Source organism: Actinotignum sanguinis, assembly GCF_003957255.1.
In the GTDB taxonomy this organism is placed as follows: domain Bacteria; phylum Actinomycetota; class Actinomycetes; order Actinomycetales; family Actinomycetaceae; genus Actinotignum; species Actinotignum sanguinis.
This window is the reverse complement of sequence record NZ_QDIE01000014.1, coordinates 33,238-55,491: the sequence shown is the minus strand read 5'-3', so window position 1 is coordinate 55,491 and position 22,254 is coordinate 33,238. Positions and strand designations below refer to the sequence as shown.

Sequence of the window (22,254 nt, the reverse complement as noted above, 5' to 3'; positions counted from 1 at the left end):
CCACCGTGGCTGGTCTGAGTCTCACCTGCTCACCGCCCTGGATTACTGGCTTTATTCCAGGTCGATCAACACGCAGCCGATGTCTGATTTCGTGTCAAACACGATCCAACCAAGGAAGGAACCGGTTAGTACGCCTAGTGATAAGCCCGTCGAGATTGATACCCATATCGATACCGAACACCCCTGGGAAGACGGTCTAAACATCCGTAAAGGCCAGATCGGACGTTAACGACACGCCGCCATTAGCAACTAATTTTGTCTATTAACCCACCCGGACCCATTCCGCGTGAAACGATGAAACAGTTGAGGATGAATAACCTAATGGCAACCAGCCTCGGAACTGTTTTTAGTGCCAGAGGCAGGTTTGCTTAGGCAAACTTGCGGTAGGCCACGAAGGCACCACCGGCCAGGAGGAGCAGAGCAGCGCCACCGGCAGCCGCACCGGCATCAACACCGGAGTTGGCCAGCTTCTTGGCGTCAGCCTTCTTGACTTCCTTCTTGGGGTCAGCCTTCTTATCGGCATCCTTCTTGGGATCGGCCTTCGGCGCGGGCTTTTCAGCCTTCGGATCCGCCTTGGGGTCAACCTTGGGGGTCTGGCCCTTCAGCGCGTCAAGAGCCTTCTGCGCATCCGCAACAGCCTTTTCAGCAGCCGCACGAGCAGCAAGCTTGTCGTTCAGACCAGCAACGCCAACTTCAAGCTCGGTCAGCGTGGCCTTGGCATTGGAAACCCGGATCTCAAGCGCTTCGGCCTTCTTGTTGAATTCGTCGAGCTTGGCCTGAGCCTTGTCGAGTTCCTTCTTATTCATTTCCGCAGCGACCTTGTTGCCAACGTCGCTCGGATCGGCCTTGAGGGCCTTCTCGGCTTCAATGTAGGCGGCTTCCCACTTCGCAACTTCTTCGGAGGCTGCGGTGTACTCGGCGGAAGCATTGAACTTATCGAGAGCTTCTTCAGCGTAGCTGAGGGTGCCCTTCTGAATTTCGACGTAGCCCTTCTGCTCGTCGATCTGAGCCTGGATTTCCTCAGCGGTGGGGAACTCAGCAAGCTTCGCCTTGGCATCGGCCACAGCCTTTTCAGCCGCCGTGGTATCGGCAGCGGTCACCTGCGGTGCATCAGGCGCGGCAGGAGCAGCGTAAGCTACACCCCCCCCCCCGCGGCGAGCATGACACCAAAGGTAGCGCCAGCCACAATCTTCTTCAACTGCATGTCTACTCCTATAAACGTATGTCCATGGCATGAATTCCTCAGTAAAGGCTTTATCGACCGATCCCATTCGCCAGCCGTGCACTCCACTGAGCACCTGCCACAACAGTCACAATACTTTATTGCGCTCTATTAATATACGGGAATGATGAGATTTTCGGAACTCTGTGACCACCGCCACTCACGGTGTTTTTTCCTTTTAATTTCGCGCCATATTAACATTCCGATTTTATTTAAGATATGCATTTTCCCAGCTCAAGGATTCATCAATGGAATTAATATACCTTTGTATTCAACTTTTCGACCAAAGTCCCGTCCAGCCCCTCAGCGACCTCACGCCTTTAGCCGGGCCGGGTACACCCGCTGCGTGACTATGCACGCGGCGACGTCTGCCCGACACCTCCCCGGATCCTTCCCCTGCCCGCTCCCACACCGCCCAGCGCCTCCGCGCCTACTCCGCACCTACTCCGCCCCCACTCCGTCAGAACGCATCCAGCGCACCTTCGCACCTGTCCACATAGCCCACAATTCCCCACCCGGGCGGTGAAGGCGATAAGCTCAAGGCGCTAATGCAGCACATTCCTCACATATCGGGAAAGACCTCTATGTCCACGAATTCCACGCCGGCTCCGTCCGGCACTCCGGCGCCGGGAACGCCGACTACCAGCGCACCCGCAGCAACCGGCACCCACGCCACTACCCACGCAGCCCACCTGCACCGAGATCTGCACAATCGCCATATCCAGATGATCGCGCTGGGCGGGGCCATCGGAACGGGCCTCTTCTACGGCTCAGCTTCCTCCATCAGTTTGGCCGGTCCGGCTATCCTTTTCGTCTATCTCATCGGCGGATGCACGATTTACCTTGTTATGCGCGCCCTGGGTGAGATGAGCGTGCACGAACCGGTGCCCGGCGCTTTCTCCCATTACGCCTATACATACTGGAGCCCGCGCGCCGGCTTTATCTCGGGCTGGAATTACTGGTTTAACTACATTTTCGTGGCGATGTCGGAACTATCCGTCGTCGGCCTCTATATCAATTACTGGTTCCCGGCGGTCCCCACGTGGCTCACCGCCGCGTTCTGCCTGGTCTTCATCACGGCCGTCAACCTACTCGGGGTACGAGCCTTCGGTGAATTCGAATTCTGGTTCGCGCTCGTCAAGGTCATCGCAATTATCGGAATGATCGTGCTGGGCATTCTTGTGCTTGTCGTCGGGCTCCAAGAACCTCACCAGGTCCCGCCCGGAACCTCTTTCGCCGAGCTGGTTTTCCCCAACGGCCTCCAAGGCGCGACTTTCGCTTTCGTCGTCGTCATGTTCAGTTTCGGCGGCATCGAACTCATCGGCATCACCGCCGGTGAGGCAGACGACCCACGCCGCTCTATCCCACGCGCCATCAACCTGGTGATTCAGCGCATCCTCATTTTCTACGTGCTGTCGCTCGCCATTATTATGGCGGTCATCCCGTGGCGCAGCATCGACGGGCATGCCAGCCCCTTCGTCCAGATTTTCGACTCGGTAGGGATCACCTTCGCGGCCCATATCCTCAATTTCGTGGTGCTCACCGCGGCGCTGTCCGTCTACAATTCCGGACTGTACTCCAACGGCCGCATGCTCTATTCGCTGGCGCAACAAGGTAACGCCCCGCGTATTTTCGCCACACTTTCACGAGCGGGCACGCCGTACGTGGGGATTCTGACCTCCTCGGCCGTCACCGTTGTGGCAGTGGTTGTGGTCTTCGCTTTCCCGAACTTCGCATTCGGGTATCTACTTTCCATCGCCCTTATCGCCGGGATTATCAACTGGACAATGGTCATGATCACCCAGCTGAAATTCCGCGCCGCACTCGGCCCGGAACGCGTGGCGAGCCTCACCTACAAGCTCCCCGGCGGCCTGGCCTCCAGCATTTTTGTGCTGGTGGCGCTGGCGGCCTGCGTGGTGCTCATGCTTTTCCAAGACGCCTACCGGGTGGCGGTTTTCGTGGGTCCGGCCTGGTTGCTACTCCTCACGATCGCGTACCAGGTGAAAGTTTCGCGTGAGAAGCGCCATGCGCGCGCGTAGTTCTTAAAGGGTTACGACGACGGCCGGGGCGGGATGCTGATGCATCCCGCCCCGGCGTATCTGGCCCGCGGGAGATTGGGCTATCCACGGCCGCTCGGGGCCGCTCGGGGCCGCGGGAGTCAGGGATTAGAATTCACCGTCGATAGGCGAATTAGCCACCACCTTGATATTGACAAATTCGTGAATACCCAGGTCAATGAGCTCATGCCCATAGCCGGAGTTCTTCACGCCGCCGAAGGGGATATCCGCCGCGACCGCGGTGGGATGGTTGAGATAGACCATCCCGGTATCCAGCCGTGCGGCTACCCGCTTGCCGCGTTCCAGATCCTCGGTGAAGACCGAACCGCCCAAGCCGTACGGGGAATCATTGGCGAGGGTAATTGCCTCTTCTTCGTCCTTGACCCGGTAAATCTGGGAGACCGGCCCGAAGAATTCCGTATAGCGGCACCGGGCGCCCGCGGGGATCTCCGTGAGGATCGTGGGCTGGAAGAAGTTACCGTGCTCGGGTAGCTCAATTCCCGCTTCTTCAGCCTTCGCACCTTCCGCAATAGCTTCTTCCAGCTGCTTGGCCAGATCACGCTTCGCTGCCGCCGAGGATAGCGGTGCCAAGGTGGTTTCCCGATCCATCGGGTCCCCGGCCTTGAGCTGCTTGACGCCTTCCCGGTACTTCGCCAGGAATTCGTCATACACAGCATCCACAACGATCATGCGCTTGGACGAGCAGCACACCTGCCCGGCATTCCAATGCCGGCCGGTAACCGCCCACGCAACCGTCTTATCAATATCAGCATCCTCGAGCACGATAAAGGCATCAGCCCCGCCCAATTCCAGCGTGGACTTCTTAATGTACTTGCCGGCAAGCTGCGCGATGGCCGCGCCTGCCACTTCCGAGCCGGTAAGCGCGACCCCGCGCACGCGCGGATCAGCCAGCACAATCTCCGACTGGTCATGGGAGAGGTAAAGATTCTGGAAACAACCTTCGGGTAGGCCCGCTTCGCGGAAGATCTCCACGAAGGTTGCCGCCGATTCCGGAACGATGGAGGCGTGCTTGAGAATAAGGGTATTGCCGGCGAAAAGCTGCGGGGCAGCCACGCGGACAATCTGGTAGTAGGGGAAGTTCCACGGCTCCACCATGAAGAGCACCCCGAGGGGCTGGAAGAGCAGCTGCACGGAGTCCTTCCCGTATTTATCCGAGGGGAGCGTGCGAGTGGCAAGATACTTCTCACCATTGCGCACATAGTCCTCAAACATCGCGATGCAGATATCGACTTCCGCTTCTGCCTCCCCGATCACCTTCCCCATTTCCTTGGTAATAATCGAGGCGTATTCGGTGCGGCGTTCGCGCAGCAGATCAGCGGCCTTCTGGAGCACCTGCGCGCGCTGCGCATACGATGTTTCCCGCCACTCCAAAAAAGCTTCATGGGCAACGTCGACTGCCTTCTTGACTTCTTCATCCGTGGCAGTGGGATATTCCTTGAGTAGTTCACCGGTGTACGGACTCACTGTTTGGTACGCCATTGTTCAACCTCCGCGTATCGGTGCGAGCAGACCCGCGGCCCACCCGCGTAGTGGATAAATTCGATGGGCTTCCCGGCGCATCCCGCGCGCCTCACCCCTGCACGAAAGCGCATATACCGGGAGGTAGGGCCGGGTAGGGAGGCGACGGCGCTTCGCTACCCGCGGGAAGATAGCAGTTATATTGTTATGAGGGGAACGCGGAATCTCCCGCGTTCCTACCTATTACTCTACCTATTTTTCAGCAGATGTGAGCGGTTTCATACCTCTGGGCGAAATGTGACAGCCCTGGGACCCTTGTCCCGGAGCTGCGTCGTCGTTCCTGCGCGCTACGTGCCGAAAGGTATCCGCCCGACCCCGCCACGGGGATACGCCCCTACACTAGGGACTATGAGTAACACTTTCCCCCAGGGGGCAGATCTGCCCTCGGACCACTCTTTCAACGCGCCCGGTCCCGCCGGCACTCCCCTGCCCGGGGCTGCCGGCACTCCCGCGGGACGCACCACTCCGCCGCTTGCGGCCCCGCTCGGCGTGCTGGCCGGTTCCATTATCGGTTTCATCGGCACGGCGCTGCACTTCTGGACCCTGCATATGAGTGCCGGCACCCAGTCGGAAGATTTCGGAGTCAAGCTGTGGGAGGCCGATACGAAGTCGGTCGCTATTTTCATCACCATCGGCCTGGCCCTGGGTGCTATCGGCGCATTCGTGGGGCTGGTGCGTCAGGCGCCCGCCGCGGTGCGCAAGACGTGGTCCTCGGGCGGCATTGTCGGCGCGGTTATTGTGGCGATTTACCTGGTTATTAATATCAAGCCTTCGGATGCGGATACCATCATTGCCTACGGGCAGTCCCAGGGCGTGGATGTGGATATTGCTCCCGGTATTGGCTTCTATCTGCTCGCGGTGGCCGCCGTGCTCATGCTCGGTTTCGGTATCTGGCAAATCGCCAAGACTCCGGCCGCGGTAGCCAGTGCCCCGCAGCCCGGCCCGGTTCCCGGTGGCGAAGCGCCTTTTGCCGGCCAGGCCCCGCAGTTCCCGCCGCAGAATTCACCACAATTCCCGCCGCAGGATTCACAGAACCCAACGCAGCCGCGCGACAAGGAAGAGCAAGAACCGCAAAACTAGCGGCTCTTACGGTTAAAGGCCCAGCTCGAAGAGGTCGTTCGCTACCGTGATCACGCCTTCCTCCGCGTTGGAAGGCGCCACGTAGCGAGCGGCCTCCACCACATCGGGCTGGGCATTCGCCATGGCGAAGCTGAAGTGCGCGTGCTCGAACATGGGGATGTCATTATTGAAATCCCCGAAGCACAGGGTCTGCGCCGGGCCGATGCCCAGGCTTGCCTGGAGTCCGGCCAGGCCGGTGCCTTTCGTGGCTGCGGCGGGATTGACATCCGTCCACAGCTCGCCGCTGCGCACCACATCCACCCCCGGCCCGAGCGTTTCCAGCAGCGGGATGACGCGCCGGAGCGGGTCAGCGAAACTGAGCACCCCAATTTTGTAAATCCCCTCGGTATGGGGCATGAGGTCGGGAACAATCGCATTGGCGTGGTAATAGGCGAGGGTTTCGTCAAGAAACGCGGTATCACTGCGTTCGGCGTAGGCTTTCTCCCCGCAGAGCACCGTGCCCACATCCTCCCCCGCCGCGCTGAGCTCACGCACGATCTCCACCACCCGTGCGCTAGTCTCTCGGGGCAGAGTGGTGATGGCCAGCGGTTCGCCGTCGCGGCGTACATTCGCCCCGTTCTCCGCAATAATTGGCATACCTTCCACGTGTGCGGAAAACATATCCGCCAGCGTCTGGTACTGGCGCCCGGAGGCCGGGCAGAAAATAATACCGCGTTCCCGCAGGCGCGCCACCAGCTCATTGCCACGTTCCGGAAAGATTTTCCCGGGCAGGAGGAACGTGCCATCCATATCAACGACGACGAGTTTCACGCTGGCGGCGGCCTCGCGCAGGAGGCTCAGGTCGGTAGGCGCGGGCTGCACGAAAAGCCTTTCTGCTAGTGCTACGTGGAGAGCGTTCTAGTTGTCGGAACCCGTAGTAGCACCGGGAGTACCGGCGGCGCTACCTGCGCCAACACCGGCCAGAGCCACCACGTCCGCACGGCTAGCCGTATAGCCTTGCGCACCTGAAGCCCCGGTAGCGATCGCACCGAGGGCGGTGCCCCAGCGGGCCGCGGTGGCCAGGGATTCACCCACGGCCAGGGCGGCCGCGAAAGCACCCACAAAGGCATCGCCCGCACCGGTGGTATCCACAACGTCCACGTGGTGAGCGGGCAGGGCATCGGCCTTAACATCGGCATCGGGCAGGTAGGCGTCAATGTACTGGCAGCCGTGGCTACCCAGGGTCACCACGATGGACCCGCCGTAGCGCAGGTGGAGCTGCTGAGCACGATCAGTCACCTTGGTTCCGAGGATGGTATCCGCTTCGGTTTCGTTAACGATAAGGACGTCCACGTTCTCCAGCAGGTGACCCACCGGAGCGGCCGGGGCGGCATTGAGCACCGTGGTAGCCCCGCGTTTCTTAGCTTCGCTCAGGGCTGCTGCCACCGCGGGTTCGGGAATTTCCAGCTGGCAGACCACAATATCCCCGCTCTGCACCGCGGCGAGGCGCTCCACCACATTCTCCGGAGTATTCGCGGCGTTCGCGCCGGCCACCACCACGATGGCATTTTCCCCATCGGCATCGGATTGGATCATGGCCTGCCCGGTAGGTTCACTCACCCGCAGCACCGCATCCATATCAAGATTTTCTTCCGCGGCGAGCTCAGCCGCAACGGCATCCCCCACGGCATCGCGCCCGAGAGCCGCCACCATAGTGACGGGGATTCCCATACGAGCCGCGGCAACCGCCTGGTTAAGCCCCTTCCCTCCCAGCGCGGTGTGGGAGCTGAGCGCAGAAATTGTTTCTCCCGGCTCCACAAAATTCTCCACCTTGAGGAAGGTATCGGAATTCATGCTTCCAACAACGAAAATGCGTGCCATGGATACACCCCGTTCTGTCTAGGCTCGTGCGCGGGCGACGGCGCCAATCGCGCGGCTCATTACCTCATATACTACCCGGAGCCGCTCCGTTTCCGGCGCGGATTTTATAGGTACGACGACGCGCGCGGCGCCGCGCGCCGCGCGGGGAACCCACCCGGCGGCCCACTAAGCGCAATGCGTGGCGATATACTCGCGCACCGCTTCCGGATCGGCCGGGACCTCGGTAGAGCGCTGCGGGAGGGCCAGGAGCCCGGCAAGGCGTTGGTCCAGGTCAGCGGCCGCATCCCCCACCGCTTCGCGAACCGTATGGGCGAATTTCTCCGGGCGGGCGGTTTCCAAGGCAAGGACCGGGACCGTGCCGTCACTCAGGCGGCGCGCCACCGTGACCGCATCAGCGGTATGCGGGTCAATAAGAATCCCGCTGGTGCGGTAGGTCCACTCAATAGCAGCCAGGCGGTCCGCATGGTGGGCTGAGGAGGCCGCGAAGCCGAATTTCTCCCCGAATTCCGGAAGATACGCGTGCATATCCAGAGTTCCGGTGGCGCTCAGCTGCTCCCAGGCAGCCGGGAATTCCGCGCCCAGCACCTGGTAGATGAAACGCTCCACATTGGAGGCCTTGGAAATATCCATGGAGGGGCTGGAGGTGGCGTACGTACGCTCGCGCGAGCGCGGGGTATAGCGCCCGGTGGTGAAGAATTCTTCCAGCACATTATTTTCGTTGGTGGCCAGCAGTAGCCGGCGGATGGGAAGGCCCATGCAGCGGGCCAGGTGGCCGGCGTAAATATTGCCAAAATTACCGGAAGGGACACAGAAATCCACTCGGGTGGTGGCCGCGCCCACCCCGCCAGCAGCACCGGGAGCGGAAGGGGACGCCGCGCCAGCGGCGGCGTCGTCGTTCCCAACGCGCGCGGCAGCACCATCCGTGAAACGCAACCACGCCCAGAAGTAGTACACAATTTGCGCGGCAATACGCCCAAAGTTGATGGAATTGACCGCGCCGATGCGGTAGCGCGTTTTGAAGTCAATATCGGAGCTGAGGGTTTTGACGATGTCTTGGCAGTCGTCGAAAACACCATCGACCACGAGATTGTGGATATTAGCATCCTGGAGGGAATACATCTGAGCGCGCTGCACCGCGGACATGCGCCCGCGCGGAGAAAGCATGACCACCTGCACACCCGGCTGGCCGCGGAACGCGTATTCCGCCGAGGAACCCGTATCCCCCGACGTAGCGCCCAGAATGGTGAGTTCACGCCCGGTGGCAGCCAGCACATAGGGAATCGCCTGGCCTAGGAACTGCATAGCGAGATCCTTGAAAGCCATCGTAGGGCCTTCCGAAAGGCCGACCAACACGAGGGTGTCGTCCACGCGGCGCAGCGGCACCCCGCCCGGGAAGTTCTGCGGGCTATAGGCGGCCGCGGTGAGACGCTCGAGATCCACGGTGGGAATATCGGTGGCGTACAGGCCGATAATCGCCGCGGCTAGCTCCGGGTAGCTCAGGCCGCGCCACGCTTCGAGCTGGGCGGCATCCACGTGCGGAATACTTTCGGGTACCACCAGGCCGCCGTCCGGGGCCAGACCGTCCAGCAGAATATCGGTGAAAGAAGCCGGTTCCATCCCGGAACGGGTGGAGATGAACTGCATGCTCGCCTTTCGCTGAGGGTGGGTGCGGGAAAAGAGCGCCGCTCTCCCATCATAGTGGCTCCCCGCCGCTGGCAATACCGGTAGCCAAGCGCGAACGGCCCGGTGCACACGGCCCGCGGCGCGCAGGGTCCACGCGCCTAGGGGCCACGCACATAGGGGCCACGCGCGCAGGGCTCTTCACATTCTCTTCACGAAGCCTCCAGGAAGTCTCCAGTAAGCTGAGAAACGCTAGTGCCTATCAGAAATTTTCCCGAAGACGTGAAAGGTACCCGGTAGTGACCTTAGCTGGACGCGCGTGGCGTTACGTCACGCGAAAACATATCCGTACCCTCCTTCTTTTCATCATCATCACGGCCGTGGTCACCGTGCTGGTTTCGGCCGGGGCGGTGAAAACGGCATCGGCAGCGGCGGGCCGCGACGCGGAACGCACTCTGGGATCCGGTTTCGTGCTGGAGAACTCCCCCTATAATTCCGGCACCCCGCGCGGGGGCGGGACGGTCAAACCCGCGGATGTGGAGCGGATCGCGGCGCTGCCCGGGGTGGATCGCTTCACCGCCCGCCAAGATGTCACCGCGGACCTAGTGGGTGCCAAGGTGGCCCGGCTGGACCGGCAGGAATACGATGCCAAGCGCGAGGCGCAGCTGGGCAATGCGGTGAGCGTGCGCGGGGTGAGTGCCAGCGCGGATGAAACGAATATTCGCAGCGGCACCCTCGAGCTGGTGGCCGGGCGGCATATCACCCGCGAAGATAAAAATAAGGCAATTATTCACGAGGATTTAGCGCGACTCAACGGGCTGACCGTCGGCTCGAAACTCACCCTGCGCGGTAATCCTTATGATTACGACAATACAAAGAAATCCACGGCGGAAGTGACCGTGGAGATTGTGGGGTTGGTGCGCGGGGATAATCCGCAGCCGGCCGCGCGCCGCCTCGAACTTTTCGCCAACGCGGTTTACACCGACCTTGCCACCACCCGGGCACTGTATGCCTACACCCCGGAGACGGAAATTTACCAGGACACCACCTTCTTCGTGACCGAGGGCGCCGATAGCGAAACGGTGATGAACGAGGCCCGCGGCCTTCCGATCGATTGGCGCAATTACCAGCTCACCCGCACCTCTCAGCTGCTCACCGGTATTACCGGAGCGGTGGCCGGGGTTCAGAGCGTCATGACCGGCGCAATTATTACGACGGCGCTACTCGCCCTCGCGCTCCTCAGCCTGGTCCTAGTGCTCTGGCTGCGCGAACGCCGCCGCGAAACCGGGGTGCTCCTCGCTATCGGCACCTCGAAACTGAAGATTCTGGGCCAGTACCTGGTGGAGCTGCTCTTTATTAGTCTCCCGGCGGCGGCAGCCGGGGTGGCCCTCAGTACCGTGGTCGCTCAGCGGGTCGGGACAAGCGTGCTGGCTTCGGTGAAGAAGTCCGGAATGGAGGAGCTCACCTCGCAGGCCCCGCTGGGTGGCGGGGTGGATGTCACCACGGCCACGCGCACGTTGGATGATCTTACGGTCCAGTTGAGTGCGGGTACGACGACGCTTGCCCTGGCCCTCACCCTCGCCGTACTTATCGGGGCAACTGTGCTGGCGGCCCTTCCCATGCTGCGCACCTCCCCGCGCAAGCTACTGGTGAGTGCGGCATGAGCGGGGTACCTCCCGAAAGCGGCCGGGTGGGCAGCCGGACAGACGGCCAAGCGGGTGGCCGGATGGGTGGCCGGGTGGGCACCCAGCTCCCCGCACCCATGAGCGCGGGGAGGCGTGCCGGGCTCGCGCTACGGCGCCGCCCGGTTCGCAACGGCCTACTTTTCGTGGTCATCACCCTGATTTTCACGGCTTTGGTGGCCCAGGCCGGGGTACGCGGGGCCATGGGCCAGCTGCGCACCGCTATTGATGCCCAGGTGGGAGCCGGTTTCGTCGCGAGTGCGCCGGCAGGTGTGGCTGATGGTTCAGCGGATGGCATGGCGGATGGTTCGGCGGAGAGCATGCCGGAAGTATCAGGCGCGGGCGAGCCCGGCGCGGGTCCAGCCGAGGTTTCGGGTGATAACCCGGGCAATAATCCGCTGACGCAAGCCGCACCTACCCTGAGTCCGGCGCAGGCCACCCAGCTCGCGGCACTACCCGGGGTAAAGAGCACCGCTACCGAACTGGATGTGCTGGCCGCTCCGGTTGGAGCCCACGCGGTAGCCACCGCGGGTGGGGTGCAACTAGATGCTGGCGTGATGGGCGCGGTGACGGTGACCGCGACTTCGGATCCGGCGCGTTTCCCGGCTTTCGCGGCCAAGCTCTACCGGCTCGCGTCCGGAAAGATGAACAGCGGAATGGAACCGGGCGCCCTCATCCACCGTGATTTCGCCGCGGCAAACGGGCTTCGGGTTGGCGATGAGCTGCGACTGCGCGGCCCGGCCGGCGAGGTCACCCGCACGGTCACCGGGATTTTCGACGGGACCACCCCGAATCCTTCGGGGCTACCGGCAAGCGCGGCCGCGAATCGCATCCTCGTGGATAGCGCGGCTGGCCACGAGCTCAGCGGGGATGCGGGTGCCACTCGGGTGCGGTGTTTCACCGCGAGCGCGAGCGAGCTACCAGCGAGCCTGGCCGCGGCCCGCGCTGCGCTTCCCGATCTCACTTATGAGCACAATGCCGCGAGTTTCAGCGGGGTGTTGCGCGCGGTGGATAGCGTGGAGGGTCTGTTAAGTGCCCTGCTCAGCGGCGCGTGTGCTGCCGGCGTGGTCATTGCCGCCGCGGTTTTGGCCCTGTGGGTGCGCGGGCGCATGCGTGAAATTGGGGTCTTGCTTTCGCTCGGGCAGCGGCGCCGGGCGATTGCCGGCGGTTTCGCGCTTGAGTTGGGCGCGCTGGCGCTGGCTGGCGGCGTCGTCGCTATTCTCGCGGGGCGCCAGCTCACCGCGCTGGTGGGGCAAGCCGTTGTGGACGGTACAGCACCGGGCGCGCTGGCCGGTTTGCCTCCGGTGGCGGTGGGTGCCGCGGATATTGCGTGGGCGCTGGGTATCGGCGCTGGGATTCTTGCCGTGGCGCTAGCTATTGCGCTGTTTCCGATTGTGCGCCGGTCTCCCCGGCAGATTCTTTCGTCACTGAGTTAGGAAAAGATTATGAACGTTATGGAACTTGATCACGTGAGCTATAGCTACCCGGGTAGCGGCGCGAAGGTGCTAACCGATGTGTGCGCGGGTTTTGAGCCGGGCACGGTCACGGCGCTGTTGGGCGCTTCAGGTGCAGGTAAATCGACGCTGTTGAGTTTGCTGGCTGGCTTGGATACGCCCACGAAGGGCGCGGTTCTTTTTGAGGGTGTGGATATTGCGACGACGGGCTATGCGCATCACCGCCGCGCCCATATTTCGCTGGTTTTCCAGAATTACAACCTTATTGATTACTTGACGCCGTTGGAGAATGTGCGGCTGGTGGATCGGCGGGCGGATAGTTCCGTGCTGGTGGAGCTGGGTTTGAGTGAGGATGAGATTCACCGTAATGTGCTGCGGCTTTCCGGTGGGCAGCAGCAGCGGGTGGCGATTGCGCGGGCGCTGGCATCCCCGGCACCGGTGATTCTTGCGGACGAGCCGACGGGCAACCTTGATGAGGACACCGCGCGCGGCGTGGTTCAGATTTTGCACGACGCCGCACATCTGCACGGTAAGTGCGTCATTCTTGTCACGCACTCCGCGGATATTGCGCGGGGCGCGGATCGCGTGCTCACGCTCTCCCACCGGCGCCTGACCGAGCGGGCCACCGCGCGCTAAACGGGGCGAGACTGCGGGGCTGATAGCTTCTGCTATCAGCCCCGCACAGTAACACTTGACGCACATTCACGCATTAACACGTCTGCGGTCAATATTTACATGTCACTCCGCCGGAGTGGATTCTCCTTTCGGTAACAAACAACTGGTCAGCAATGCTGCCGCAAGAATAACCAGGCCGGTCACTATTCCTGCAGCGTAGCCGACAGCCGGCTCGCCACGACCGGTGAAGATAGTTTGAATCAACGGTAAAATCACGAAAGATAACCCTGCTCCAAGGTTGAAAGCTCCGGCATTGAGCCCCGGGAGAATACCCGGGCTATCGGCCGGGGACAGAACAACGCATAGCCCGTTGAGCATAATATTTGCCATGCCCGCGTAGAAGATGCCCACGAGGACAGAAACAATCACCAGTAGCCAGGTGGTATCACGCCCGATGAGCAGCAGAGCCAGCGACATCGATACCACGGCTCCCACCAGCCCAATCTGCAAAATCCGCATATAGCCATACTTGCCGGCCAGATACCCAGCCAAAGGCCCCATGGCTAACCCCGCGAGCGCGTAGGGGGTGAGCGTCAGGAACGGTGCCGCAGCAGCGCTTAGGCCGGTACCTAACTCCGCATCCTGCGCTATAGCCGGAACAATCTGGTTCATGACCGCGAAAACCCCGGTAAGAGTCAGCAAGGTGGTCACCAACACAACCCAGCTTTCACGTCGTTTGAGCGTTGCGATGGACACCAGAGGGTTCTCGATACGCGATTCGAGGCGGATAAAGATACCGAAGGCAAGAGCGGAAACCACCAAGAGCCCACCGATAAGCACCCAGCGTGCCTCGGACAGCGCAGCTAACTCATTAAAAGCGAGATAGAGCGCTCCTACCCCAAGCACCAGCAGACCCGTACCACGCCAATCCATGCGCGGCGGGTTATCCACCCGTGATTCATTGGTGAAGAACCATAGTGCTAGCGCTGCGATGACCGCAGTAACCGCCATGACAGCGAAAATAGAGGCGAAACCGTAGTTCTGGGCAAGCCACCCGCCGGCTATCGCGTCTACGCCGGCAATTCCACCATTCACCGCGGTAATCACTCCCATGAGAACCGCATAACGCTGGGGATTACGCACGTGGATACGCAGGACAATGAGGCACATGACCACCGTTGGCCCTGCAACACCTTGGATAATACGCCCCACAAAAAGCCAGGTGACGTTTGGGGAAAGCGCGCTGATAATGCAGCCAATGGCCGTCAAACCCATCATGACAACGAGAGTTCTCCTGCGCCCCTTGAGATCAGCAAGTCGCGGCAAGAAAAGCGAAAGGACCGCCGCCGATGTAAAGAACGCGGTTTGAGTCAACCCGATTTCAGCGGTTGTGGCATTCAACTCGCTTTCCATGAGTTTGAGTGCTGGCGATAGCATCGATGCGTTGAGCTGGAAAGCAAAGCATGCCACCAGCAATGCAAACATCACCGCTCCGGTGCTTGTACGAGAACCGATTACTACTTCGTTACCCACTCGTTCTTCCCGCTGCGGGGCGGGAACCAGCCTTGCGGATGTGACACTCATTGCGCGTCACGCTTTCCAAGCCGGTCAATCGCATCAATGACCAGATCCCAGAACCGCTCAGCATCCAGGGATGTGGCAGCCTGCGTGTGGCAATCGGCGGGGATATGGGCCGGGCGCAGTTCCGTGACCGTCATACCCAGCGTGTGTGTACCCGTCAGTTCGACGTTGATAGGTGCTCGAACCGTCCCCACAATCGAGGGGTCAATAACGCGGGCTACTGCCACCGGATCATGTACCGGCGGGAATTCGAAGCCTTGTTCATCGTGGTAGGCTTTCTGGAAGAAGGTGAAGAGTCCGAGCACAAATTCTGCGAGCGGAGTATTCAACGCCTTGATGCGTGCCGAGACTTCGTCCGTGGCGAGAGCTTGGTGGGTGACATCTAAGCCCACCATGGTGACCTCCCAGGGGGCATCAAAAACAATCGCAGCGGCTTCAGGATCAATTTTGATATTGAATTCGGCAACCGCAGACCAATTGCCCACATGGATCCCACCGCCCATGAGCACCACTTCTTTGACTAGCTCAATAATGCGAGGTTCTTTACGCATTGCCATTGCAATATTGGTCAATGGACCAGTGGGGACCAACGTGACGCTCTTCGGTTCGTTGCTCATGATGGTGTCAATAATCAGATCAACGCCGTGTCGTCCATCAGGCGTAACCTGCGAAGGCGGTAGTACTACCCCATCCAAGCCCGATTCACCGTGTACATCAGCGTCCTCCCCTTCGCGCCACAGCGGGCGTGAGCATCCTGGAGCAAAGGGAACATCAAGAATTCCCGCCATGGTCATAACACCCATGGCATTCTTCGTAGTTTTTTCGAGAACGGCATTACCACCCACCGTCGTAACAGCAAGGAGGTCGATATCCGGGTTGCCATAAGCGAGGATGAGCGCAATTGCGTCGTCGTGCCCCGGATCGCAATCCAAAATGATTTTCTTAGCCATGAAATTTTCTCCAATATACGGGTGACGCAGGTCCGAATCGAAGCGAGAATCCGGACCACCGTGTAGGTTTCCCGCGCGAGAGAACCACCGCGGCCGCGTCGTCTACAAGTTCCTAACGAGACGTCATCGTCATATGCGCAATCGTTTGCGCATCGCTTCGTGAGTTACGCTAATGGGGTGCGTTGAGATTGTCAAGAGCAACCGAGATCCGAAAGGAGGAACCCACATGGCAGGAGTTCCGTTAAGCGCCGTCGCCGCAGCTGCAGGAGTGTCCACCGGAACCGCCTCACGTGCCTTGCGCGGACGCGGTCGAGTAGCTCCGGCTACCATTGCACGAGTGCAGAAAAAAGCGGAAGAACTTGGATACTTTCCCAATGCTGTCGGGAAAGCATTGCGGGACGGGAAGTCACGCACGGTCGGAATGCTGGTCCCCCACCTGGAGAATCCGTTCTTTGTGCAATTACTTCGCGCAGCAGAAGAGGCGCTACACCGTTACGGGTATGAATTGATCCTTGCGGATTCCCGAGCCGATGTTGAACTCGAACGACGCCGCCTTGATCTGTTACTCGCGCGCCAAGTCGATGGAATTATTGCTATCCCGGCTGTTTTTGAACAGTCTGCCTCTGCCATTGCGGCAACCGCAGCTAGGGTTCCGCTCGTGCAAGTGGATCGTATGGCTGGGCCGAAAGTAGCGGATTTCGTTGGGCTCGACAATCACGCGAGTATAGATATCGTTTTGCGGCATATTGCTGATGCTGGTGCAAAAGACGTGCTTTTTATCGGGGTCGACGACGCAACGTCGACCGGCCGGGAACGTGACGATGCCATGCGCACCAGCGAGATAGGTAGTGAATTCGCTAATGTGGAGTTCTTCCGCCATCAATACACCTTTGAGACGGGTGTTACAGCAATCGCTAGCCTCACCAACATTCCTGACGCGGTTATCTGTGCGGATGACCTCATTGCGGTTGGCGCTTTGGGGGAACTAACACGGCGTGGCATCAACGTTCCGCGTGAGGTCATGGTGACCGGCTTTGACGGTACTGTGCTAGCACAGGTGGTGGAACCTCAACTCACCACCCTCGCCCAACCCGTCGAAAACATGATGGAAGCAGCGATCACGCAACTCTTTGCCCGGGCTGATCTACCGGCGGATGCACCCGCCACCGAGCAGCGCTTCACCGGAGAATTAGTTCTTGGGTCCTCAACCAAAACCTGTTAGTTTCGGTTTCGCCGCTAAAACGTCATCGACTCGCAACGTGTCGTTGAACCACATCAGAGCTTCGGGATGCACCCAACTCATCAACCGTCGAGCTTCTGAAATATCTTTGGTGAAGTTACGGCGAAACAGTGGTTCGAGATCAGCAGCATGATTACGCACGAAGTTCATATTCCCTAACAATCTAGCGGTTTCCCGCTGGCGCTTGTTCAGATCCGGATCACCATAAGGAAATGCTGCGTGAAGCGCTGGAACCCATAGTTATGCGTAGTATCTGCGAGTAGTTAGAAATCTCCAAAACCCAAAGGATAGTTCAGTAACCATTTTATCGTGATCAACCACAGAGCCGCTGCGTTCTATCCGAGATCGCCGGGGTTTCGTCTACCCTTTCCGCATGGGCCTATAGGGCTGAGCCGCATGTGAAAAGGAATGTGGTGTGGGTATTTATCAGCAAGAATGGTGGAGCTAAGGGGATTCGAACCCCTGACCTTCTCATTGCGAACGAGACGCGCTACCAACTGCGCCATAGCCCCAAAGACCTGATTAGTTTAGCACCCTAGCGGCCCGGAATGAAATTTCGGGGAGTGGTTCCCATTACACCACTCCCCGATCTTCTATTTTCAGTTCGTACCCGCGGCGCGGCGGCACAACAAGTCAGCCAGACTCACTCGGCCAGCCACACCTATGCGCGGCGCTTGCGCAGCAGCTCGTCCAGAGCCGCCCCACCCGCGAGGCCATCATGCGCAGCTGCAGCTGGCTGAGCTGGAGGCACTGCGGCTTCGGCCTTCGCTGCCGGCGCGGTGCTTTGCGGCGCAGCTTGGCCCGCCGGCGCTGCGGCTGCGGTTGCGTCCGCATCGTGCGCGACAGCATCCACGAAAGTCACCCGCTCGCCGATCTCCTTCGGGCGATAGGGTACCGGAGCAACGGGCGCTTCTGGGGCCTGGTAGGGCGCTACTGTGCGCTGCTGGATCTGCGGCTTGAGCGTGTAGCTGGGCAGCTGCCGGCGCGGGACCGCTCCGGCCACGAAACGCTTGGGAAGCTTCTCCGCTTGTTCACGCTGCGAACCGGCGATGGGAGCGAAATCTTCCGCGGCAATAATTCCTTGCCCAAGGGTCACCGAAATGCCGGAACGGCGCTTAGGCGCCTGCGCCCCCGCGTTCCGGCTCCGTGCTTTTCCCGGGTTCACCCCAGCTTCGTGTTCCTCAGCCTTTGCGGCCCGCGCATCGCCAATTTCACCAGCCGCACCTGCGCCAGCCGTGCTAGCTTCGCCTTCATCTACCGCAGCTGCGACACCGGTGGCCGCCGAAGCAGCCGTCGGCGTGGTGGCCGCGCTACCGCGCCCCGCACTTCGGCTCAGGTCAGCGCTCTGCCCCAGATCAGCGCTCCGGCTTGCGTCAGCTGTCAACGCCCCGAGGTCATCACTTCCCAGCGCCGCGCTGGCCGCGCTCAAGGCCGAATGCGCCGAGGCAGCCGAAACTGCCGAGCGCCCCGGGCGCGGGCGCGCCGGGCGGCGCGAGTGGCGCTGCGCCCCGCGGGTCTTTCGGATACCGAGTTCTTCGGTGAGTTCGGCAATATCCTCGCGGTCGCGAGCAGTCGCCTTCCCCATTTCACTGAGCAAGTACCCAAAGCCCGCCCCGTAAAGCACCCCTACGCCCACGGCAACGTAGAAAATCCAGCGTGGCATCGTCGTCGTAAATGCAAGAGCACCGAGCACCACAATAAGTAGGGCTAGAGCGCCCGCAACCACGAAACCGCGCTGCCGATTCGCGGCGCGCTGGGAAATACGTGCCTTACGGCGCGCGCGTTCACGCGCCAGGGTGCGCACATTACGCCCCGCGCTGGGTGGAAGAATATCGCGTTCGTCGTTCTCTGCCATGATGACCTCCGGCTTCCGGAAAAAAATAGCCCCGGTTGGCCCACCAGTTTCCACGCCTACCGTTCCGTTTGGCAGCGCGAGGGTGCGTAGCTGGGGTGAATAGCGCTCGTCAATACGCACATCCGCGAGGATGACGCGCTGGCGATACACCCCAGGGATGACATAGACCATGAGCAGCACAACCACTGCCATCAACGCGTATCCCTGGAACCCCACACAGCCACTTTAACCAATCGTGGGGCGCGCGGGCAGGGACGCGCCGTTACTTTCGTAGAGAGAATAACAACGGTGTTATTCCTGGGGCAGGTGGGACTGCTGAGCTGGGCTATCCGTTGAGGATCATGCACTCCAGTTCATCACCGATGCCCACACTTTCTCGATCCGCGGGAACCACCGCGAGCCCATTCGATTTTGCAAAATTCGCCAGCGAAAGGAGCTCCACATCCCCCACGGGATCAAATTCGTAGCCGGCGCGCGGATCACCATAGACCTGCACTCGCACGTAATCCTGCACCCCGGGCCGGGACAGCAGCCCGCGCGCAGCCCGCGCCCGAATGGAACGCGGGGTCACGTGCTTGTAGCCAGCCATTTTCCGCAGCGAGGGACGCACAAAAACTTCAAAGCACACGAGCGCGGCCACCGGGTTGCCCGGCAGGCAGAACATGAGCGCCGAATTTGCGCCGTCGGCCCCGATGGTACCCACCCCGACGTGCCGGCCCGGATTCATAGCGACGGCGTCGAACCGCATCGACCCGAGCGGGGACAGGACCTCTTTGAGGGTATCTCCACCCCCGTAACTCAAACCGCCGGTGGTGAGGATAACGTCGGCGCGCAACAGCTGGTCCTCCAAAGACTCCCGCAAAACATGCCGGTCATCCGAAACCGCCGGCACGCGATACGCAACCGCCCCGGCGTTACGCACCGCGGTCGCGAGCGCGTGCGAATTCGCGTCGTAAATCTTCCCGTTACCCAAGGCTTTTCCGGGCGCCACCAGTTCATCGCCCACGGACATCACGACGACGCGCGGCGCCGGCCGCACCCGCACCCGGTCCCGCCCGGCCGCCGCCAGCAGCGCGATATGGCGCGCCCCGATACGGGTGCCTTCCTCCAGAATCGTGGTGCCGGCCCGCAGGTCCTCGCCCTGCGCACGCACATTTTCCCCGGGGGCCACGCGCGCCGTAATATCCACCTGCGCTTCCCCGTGATCCGTATCAATAAGGGGAACGACGGCGTCCGCGCCGGTAGGCATCCGCGCCCCGGAAGCAATGCGGGCCGCCGCACCAGGAGTGTGGGCGATGCGATCGGTGGTGACGGCGAAAATATCGTCCGTCACCGGGAAGTGCGCCGGGCGGGCGGGCTCCGCACCGAAAGTTTCGTCCGCGCGCACCGCGTACCCGTCCAGCGCCGCCAGGTCGGTGTGAGGAACGTCAACAGTGGCGACGACGTTTTCAGCAAGAATGCACCCCATCGCGTCGGCAAGCTCCACATCAAGAGCCTCCAAGGGCTGGGCGACCTTTAAGAATTCATCGAGTTGCTCGGCTACTGTTTTCACGCATTCCTCCTCGGTACACAGCACAGCGTACCGGGTTGAGGGCCTGCCAGCGCTAACGCCGCGCGCACGGGGCTGAGCGGGGCGGCACGCGGGACTGAGCGGGTGGCGGCGCTCGGCCGTACGGAGGGCGCGTAAGGGCCTTGCGAGTGGCGCGTAAGGGCCTTACTCCTAGCGGGCGTCCAGCTGCTCGTGTCACACTGGTGCCATGACCTACCACACCCTATCTCTTCCTGATGTCTCCGCGATGGCGCTGCCGGAAGCCAAACAAGCCTTGCGCGCAACGGTGCGCGCGGCTCGGGCCAAGCGCACCCCCGCCGCCCGTGAGGAAGCCGAGACCCGCTGGGTCACCACCGTGCTGGATTTCCTGGGCACCGCCACCACGGTTGCCGGTTATATTTCCGTCAATAACGAACCCGGTACTCGCGCGCTCTGCGATGCGATTGTGGCCAGCGGCCGCACCCTCCTTGTTCCCAAGCTCGGCCCCGGGCTCACCCGCCAATGGGCGCGCTATACCGGTGCCGATAATCTCACCGACCAGGCCCCCGGCCGGCCGCCCGCACCCCGGGGTGAAGCCCTCGATTCCACCGTATTACGCGAGGTCGACGCCGCTTTTATCCCCGCGCTACTCGTCAATCACGACGGCGTGCGCCTAGGCCAGGGCGGGGGCTGGTACGACCGCGTCCTCAAGCAGCTCGATAGCGCTACCCCGGTCGGCGCTTTGATATGGCCCGAGGAATATGTGCACACGCCCCTCCCCCACGATGAGATGGACGTGCCGGTGCGCTACGTCCTGCTCCCTGAAACCGCGGTGGACCTGGGCGGGCATACCCCCATGCACTAGGCACCGCGGGATACTTCCCCGAGGGTACTTGTCACGCGCTAGAATAATGCGCCGTACGGCTTGTGCCGGCCGCACCTCGGCTCGGCCACCGGCCCGGAAAGGAAGAACGTGCCTACCTACAGTTACCGTTGCGATAATTGCGGTCACCATTTTGATGCGCACCAGTCGATGACAGCCGCAGCTCTGGTCACCTGCCCGGAGTGCGGAAAAGATTCCTTGCACAAGGTGATGGCAGGGATCAGCGCAATTGTTTTCAAAGGCTCGGGTTTCTACCACAATGACTCGCGTTCTTCGGGTGGGAGCTCCACGCAAAAGTAAGTACGACGGCGCAGCCCGGTTTATCCCCAGCTCCGCGAAACGCTGCCGGTATCCACAGAAGGGCCTCGTTCTGATCCGCAGCTGAGCAGTTCTCACTAGCCTCGAGCTATGACCGGACTCCTCACACGATTGTGGCGGGTGCGCCACCTGCTGCTGGCCGCGGTTGCCCTCGTGGCTTTTTTCTCCATTCTTCAGGCCATCGAACAGCGCCACCCGGCTACCGGGCAGGTGCTGGTAGCGCGCCGTTCCCTACCGGCCGGGCACGTGCTGAGCGGGCGCGATGTAGAGGCGCGCACCATTGCCCGGGAACTCATTCCGGATCACGCCCTCACCGCGGCCGCTGAAGCTGACGGGCAGCGCCTAGCAGCTAGTATTCCGGCTGGGTACCCCCTGGCTCGCGGGCTGCTGCTTTCCCAAGAATTTTTACGCGATCCACCTGCCGGGCACGTGGTGGTCGCGGTGCGGGTAGCATCCGATGGAACCGGGAACTTTATTGAGCCGGGTAATTTCATTGCGTTATATGGGCCCGCCCCGGAGCACAGCACGGAGGCTGGCGCAGTTCGGGTGGTAGACCGGGCTGCGGTGGTGGGGATCGGGGAAGAGGAAAAGAACGGTGGCATGCTTTCCGAAGGCGCCACATATCGAGTGCTGTACCTGGTTGTTCGCGAAAAAGACGCTAATCTTATCGTGGGCTACGCTGCCGCGGATTCTTTGCGGGCAGTGCTGGTGGCCCCTCCGTAGTTTCTGCCAGCGGGGTAGTCCCGATGGCTTTCCGCGCGAAAGGATGC

General features: G+C 61.3%; 20 protein-coding genes and 1 tRNA gene. 10 read left to right on the top strand and 11 right to left on the bottom strand.

The window, feature by feature from the left end; genetic code table 11:
• Positions 1–229: hypothetical protein (locus tag DDD64_RS08915; protein WP_206435358.1), on the top strand; the 229-nt coding region annotated here is incomplete at its 5' end.
• A 139-nt stretch (positions 230–368) separates the two neighbouring features.
• Here DDD64_RS08915 and DDD64_RS04960 read toward each other — a convergent pair.
• Positions 369–1,100, bottom strand: coding sequence for a hypothetical protein (locus DDD64_RS04960; RefSeq protein ID WP_126135306.1), 732 nt, complete (start codon positions 1,098–1,100; stop codon positions 369–371).
• A 670-nt stretch (positions 1,101–1,770) separates the two neighbouring features.
• On the opposite strand from DDD64_RS04960, the gene DDD64_RS04955 reads away from it, so the two are divergent.
• Complete coding sequence (locus tag DDD64_RS04955) at positions 1,771–3,261, top strand: amino acid permease (protein ID WP_241227409.1); 1,491 nt, start codon at positions 1,771–1,773, stop codon at positions 3,259–3,261.
• Between the two features lie 126 nt (positions 3,262–3,387).
• On the opposite strand, the gene DDD64_RS04950 is transcribed toward DDD64_RS04955, so the two are convergent.
• Entirely contained in the window at positions 3,388–4,779 is a 1,392-nt protein-coding gene (locus DDD64_RS04950) for an NAD-dependent succinate-semialdehyde dehydrogenase (RefSeq protein ID WP_126135305.1), read from the bottom strand.
• A 387-nt stretch (positions 4,780–5,166) separates the two neighbouring features.
• Between DDD64_RS04950 and DDD64_RS04945 the strand changes: the two genes are divergently transcribed.
• Complete coding sequence (locus DDD64_RS04945; protein WP_126135304.1) at positions 5,167–5,898, top strand: hypothetical protein; 732 nt, start codon at positions 5,167–5,169, stop codon at positions 5,896–5,898.
• A 12-nt stretch (positions 5,899–5,910) separates the two neighbouring features.
• On the opposite strand, the gene DDD64_RS04940 is transcribed toward DDD64_RS04945, so the two are convergent.
• From DDD64_RS04940 to DDD64_RS04930, 3 genes are all read right to left on the bottom strand, one after another.
• The gene (locus tag DDD64_RS04940) at positions 5,911–6,759 is read right to left on the bottom strand and encodes a Cof-type HAD-IIB family hydrolase (RefSeq protein WP_126135303.1); all 849 of its coding nucleotides are present in this window, start codon (positions 6,757–6,759) and stop codon (positions 5,911–5,913) included.
• 36 nt (positions 6,760–6,795) lie between these two features.
• Positions 6,796–7,758 (bottom strand): ribokinase, encoded by a 963-nt coding sequence (locus DDD64_RS04935; protein WP_126135302.1) that lies wholly within the window; start codon positions 7,756–7,758, stop codon positions 6,796–6,798.
• Positions 7,759–7,923: 165 nt separating this feature from the next.
• Entirely contained in the window at positions 7,924–9,402 is a 1,479-nt protein-coding gene (locus DDD64_RS04930) for a threonine synthase (RefSeq protein WP_126135301.1), read from the bottom strand.
• A gap of 275 nt (positions 9,403–9,677) precedes the next feature.
• Here DDD64_RS04930 and DDD64_RS04925 point away from each other — a divergent pair, with 275 nt between their 5' ends.
• From DDD64_RS04925 to DDD64_RS04915, 3 genes are read left to right on the top strand one after another with little or no spacing between them, the layout of a single operon-like run.
• A complete protein-coding gene (locus DDD64_RS04925) occupies positions 9,678–11,042 on the top strand; it encodes an ABC transporter permease (RefSeq protein ID WP_126135300.1) in 1,365 nt (454 codons plus the stop codon).
• The gene (locus tag DDD64_RS04920; RefSeq protein ID WP_126135299.1) at positions 11,039–12,496 is read left to right on the top strand and encodes an FtsX-like permease family protein; all 1,458 of its coding nucleotides are present in this window, start codon (positions 11,039–11,041) and stop codon (positions 12,494–12,496) included. The genes DDD64_RS04925 and DDD64_RS04920 overlap by 4 nt, the downstream gene beginning before the upstream one ends.
• Positions 12,497–12,505: 9 nt before the next feature.
• On the top strand, positions 12,506–13,150 hold the full coding sequence (locus DDD64_RS04915; protein WP_126135298.1) for an ABC transporter ATP-binding protein: 645 nt from the start codon (positions 12,506–12,508) through the stop codon (positions 13,148–13,150).
• Positions 13,151–13,252: 102 nt separating this feature from the next.
• Here the strand turns inward: DDD64_RS04915 and uriT are convergent, their stop codons facing one another.
• Entirely contained in the window at positions 13,253–14,713 is a 1,461-nt protein-coding gene (uriT, locus tag DDD64_RS04910; RefSeq protein WP_126135297.1) for a uridine transporter UriT, read from the bottom strand.
• Positions 14,710–15,660, bottom strand: a complete 951-nt coding sequence (gene uriH, locus DDD64_RS04905; RefSeq protein WP_126135296.1) for a uridine-preferring nucleoside hydrolase UriH — start codon at positions 15,658–15,660, stop codon at positions 14,710–14,712. Before uriH ends, uriT begins: the two co-directional genes overlap by 4 nt.
• A gap of 172 nt (positions 15,661–15,832) precedes the next feature.
• On the opposite strand from uriH, the gene DDD64_RS04900 reads away from it, so the two are divergent.
• Positions 15,833–16,882 carry a LacI family DNA-binding transcriptional regulator gene (locus tag DDD64_RS04900; RefSeq protein WP_126135295.1) on the top strand — a complete coding sequence of 350 codons (1,050 nt, stop codon included), beginning with the start codon at positions 15,833–15,835 and terminating at the stop codon, positions 16,880–16,882.
• Here the strand turns inward: DDD64_RS04900 and DDD64_RS04895 are convergent.
• The 4 genes from DDD64_RS04895 to DDD64_RS04880 form a co-directional block, all read right to left on the bottom strand.
• Positions 16,865–17,050 carry a hypothetical protein gene (locus DDD64_RS04895; RefSeq protein WP_126135294.1) on the bottom strand — a complete coding sequence of 62 codons (186 nt, stop codon included), beginning with the start codon at positions 17,048–17,050 and terminating at the stop codon, positions 16,865–16,867. The genes DDD64_RS04900 and DDD64_RS04895 overlap by 18 nt on opposite strands.
• A 286-nt stretch (positions 17,051–17,336) precedes the next feature.
• Positions 17,337–17,412 (bottom strand) — tRNA-Ala (locus DDD64_RS04890).
• A gap of 149 nt (positions 17,413–17,561) precedes the next feature.
• Positions 17,562–18,971, bottom strand: a complete 1,410-nt coding sequence (locus DDD64_RS04885) for a DUF6667 domain-containing protein (RefSeq protein ID WP_126135293.1) — start codon at positions 18,969–18,971, stop codon at positions 17,562–17,564.
• A 109-nt stretch (positions 18,972–19,080) separates the two neighbouring features.
• The gene (locus tag DDD64_RS04880; protein ID WP_126135292.1) at positions 19,081–20,307 is read right to left on the bottom strand and encodes a molybdopterin molybdotransferase MoeA; all 1,227 of its coding nucleotides are present in this window, start codon (positions 20,305–20,307) and stop codon (positions 19,081–19,083) included.
• Positions 20,308–20,512: 205 nt separating this feature from the next.
• On the opposite strand from DDD64_RS04880, the gene DDD64_RS04875 reads away from it, so the two are divergent.
• The 3 genes from DDD64_RS04875 (at position 20,513) to DDD64_RS04865 (ending at position 22,207) form a co-directional block, all read left to right on the top strand.
• Positions 20,513–21,148, top strand: a complete 636-nt coding sequence (locus tag DDD64_RS04875; RefSeq protein ID WP_126135291.1) for a 5-formyltetrahydrofolate cyclo-ligase — start codon at positions 20,513–20,515, stop codon at positions 21,146–21,148.
• Between the two features lie 108 nt (positions 21,149–21,256).
• On the top strand, positions 21,257–21,466 hold the full coding sequence (locus tag DDD64_RS04870) for an FmdB family zinc ribbon protein (RefSeq protein WP_126135290.1): 210 nt from the start codon (positions 21,257–21,259) through the stop codon (positions 21,464–21,466).
• A gap of 108 nt (positions 21,467–21,574) precedes the next feature.
• A complete protein-coding gene (locus DDD64_RS04865; RefSeq protein WP_126135289.1) occupies positions 21,575–22,207 on the top strand; it encodes an SAF domain-containing protein in 633 nt (210 codons plus the stop codon).
• Positions 22,208–22,254 lie beyond the last annotated feature (47 nt).

Coding starts and splice junctions, on each gene's coding strand:
- DDD64_RS04955 (WP_241227409.1), top strand. CDS start 1,771: ATGCAGCACATTCCTCACATATCGGGAAAGACCTCTATGTCCACGAAT.
- DDD64_RS04950 (WP_126135305.1), bottom strand. CDS start 4,779: ATGGCGTACCAAACAGTGAGTCCGTACACCGGTGAACTACTCAAGGAA.
- DDD64_RS04945 (WP_126135304.1), top strand. CDS start 5,167: ATGAGTAACACTTTCCCCCAGGGGGCAGATCTGCCCTCGGACCACTCT.
- DDD64_RS04935 (WP_126135302.1), bottom strand. CDS start 7,758: ATGGCACGCATTTTCGTTGTTGGAAGCATGAATTCCGATACCTTCCTC.
- DDD64_RS04930 (WP_126135301.1), bottom strand. CDS start 9,402: ATGCAGTTCATCTCCACCCGTTCCGGGATGGAACCGGCTTCTTTCACC.
- DDD64_RS04920 (WP_126135299.1), top strand. CDS start 11,039: ATGAGCGGGGTACCTCCCGAAAGCGGCCGGGTGGGCAGCCGGACAGAC.
- DDD64_RS04915 (WP_126135298.1), top strand. CDS start 12,506: ATGAACGTTATGGAACTTGATCACGTGAGCTATAGCTACCCGGGTAGC.
- uriT (WP_126135297.1), bottom strand. CDS start 14,713: ATGAGTGTCACATCCGCAAGGCTGGTTCCCGCCCCGCAGCGGGAAGAA.
- uriH (WP_126135296.1), bottom strand. CDS start 15,660: ATGGCTAAGAAAATCATTTTGGATTGCGATCCGGGGCACGACGACGCA.
- DDD64_RS04900 (WP_126135295.1), top strand. CDS start 15,833: ATGGGGTGCGTTGAGATTGTCAAGAGCAACCGAGATCCGAAAGGAGGA.
- DDD64_RS04895 (WP_126135294.1), bottom strand. CDS start 17,050: ATGAACTTCGTGCGTAATCATGCTGCTGATCTCGAACCACTGTTTCGC.
- DDD64_RS04875 (WP_126135291.1), top strand. CDS start 20,513: ATGACCTACCACACCCTATCTCTTCCTGATGTCTCCGCGATGGCGCTG.
- DDD64_RS04865 (WP_126135289.1), top strand. CDS start 21,575: ATGACCGGACTCCTCACACGATTGTGGCGGGTGCGCCACCTGCTGCTG.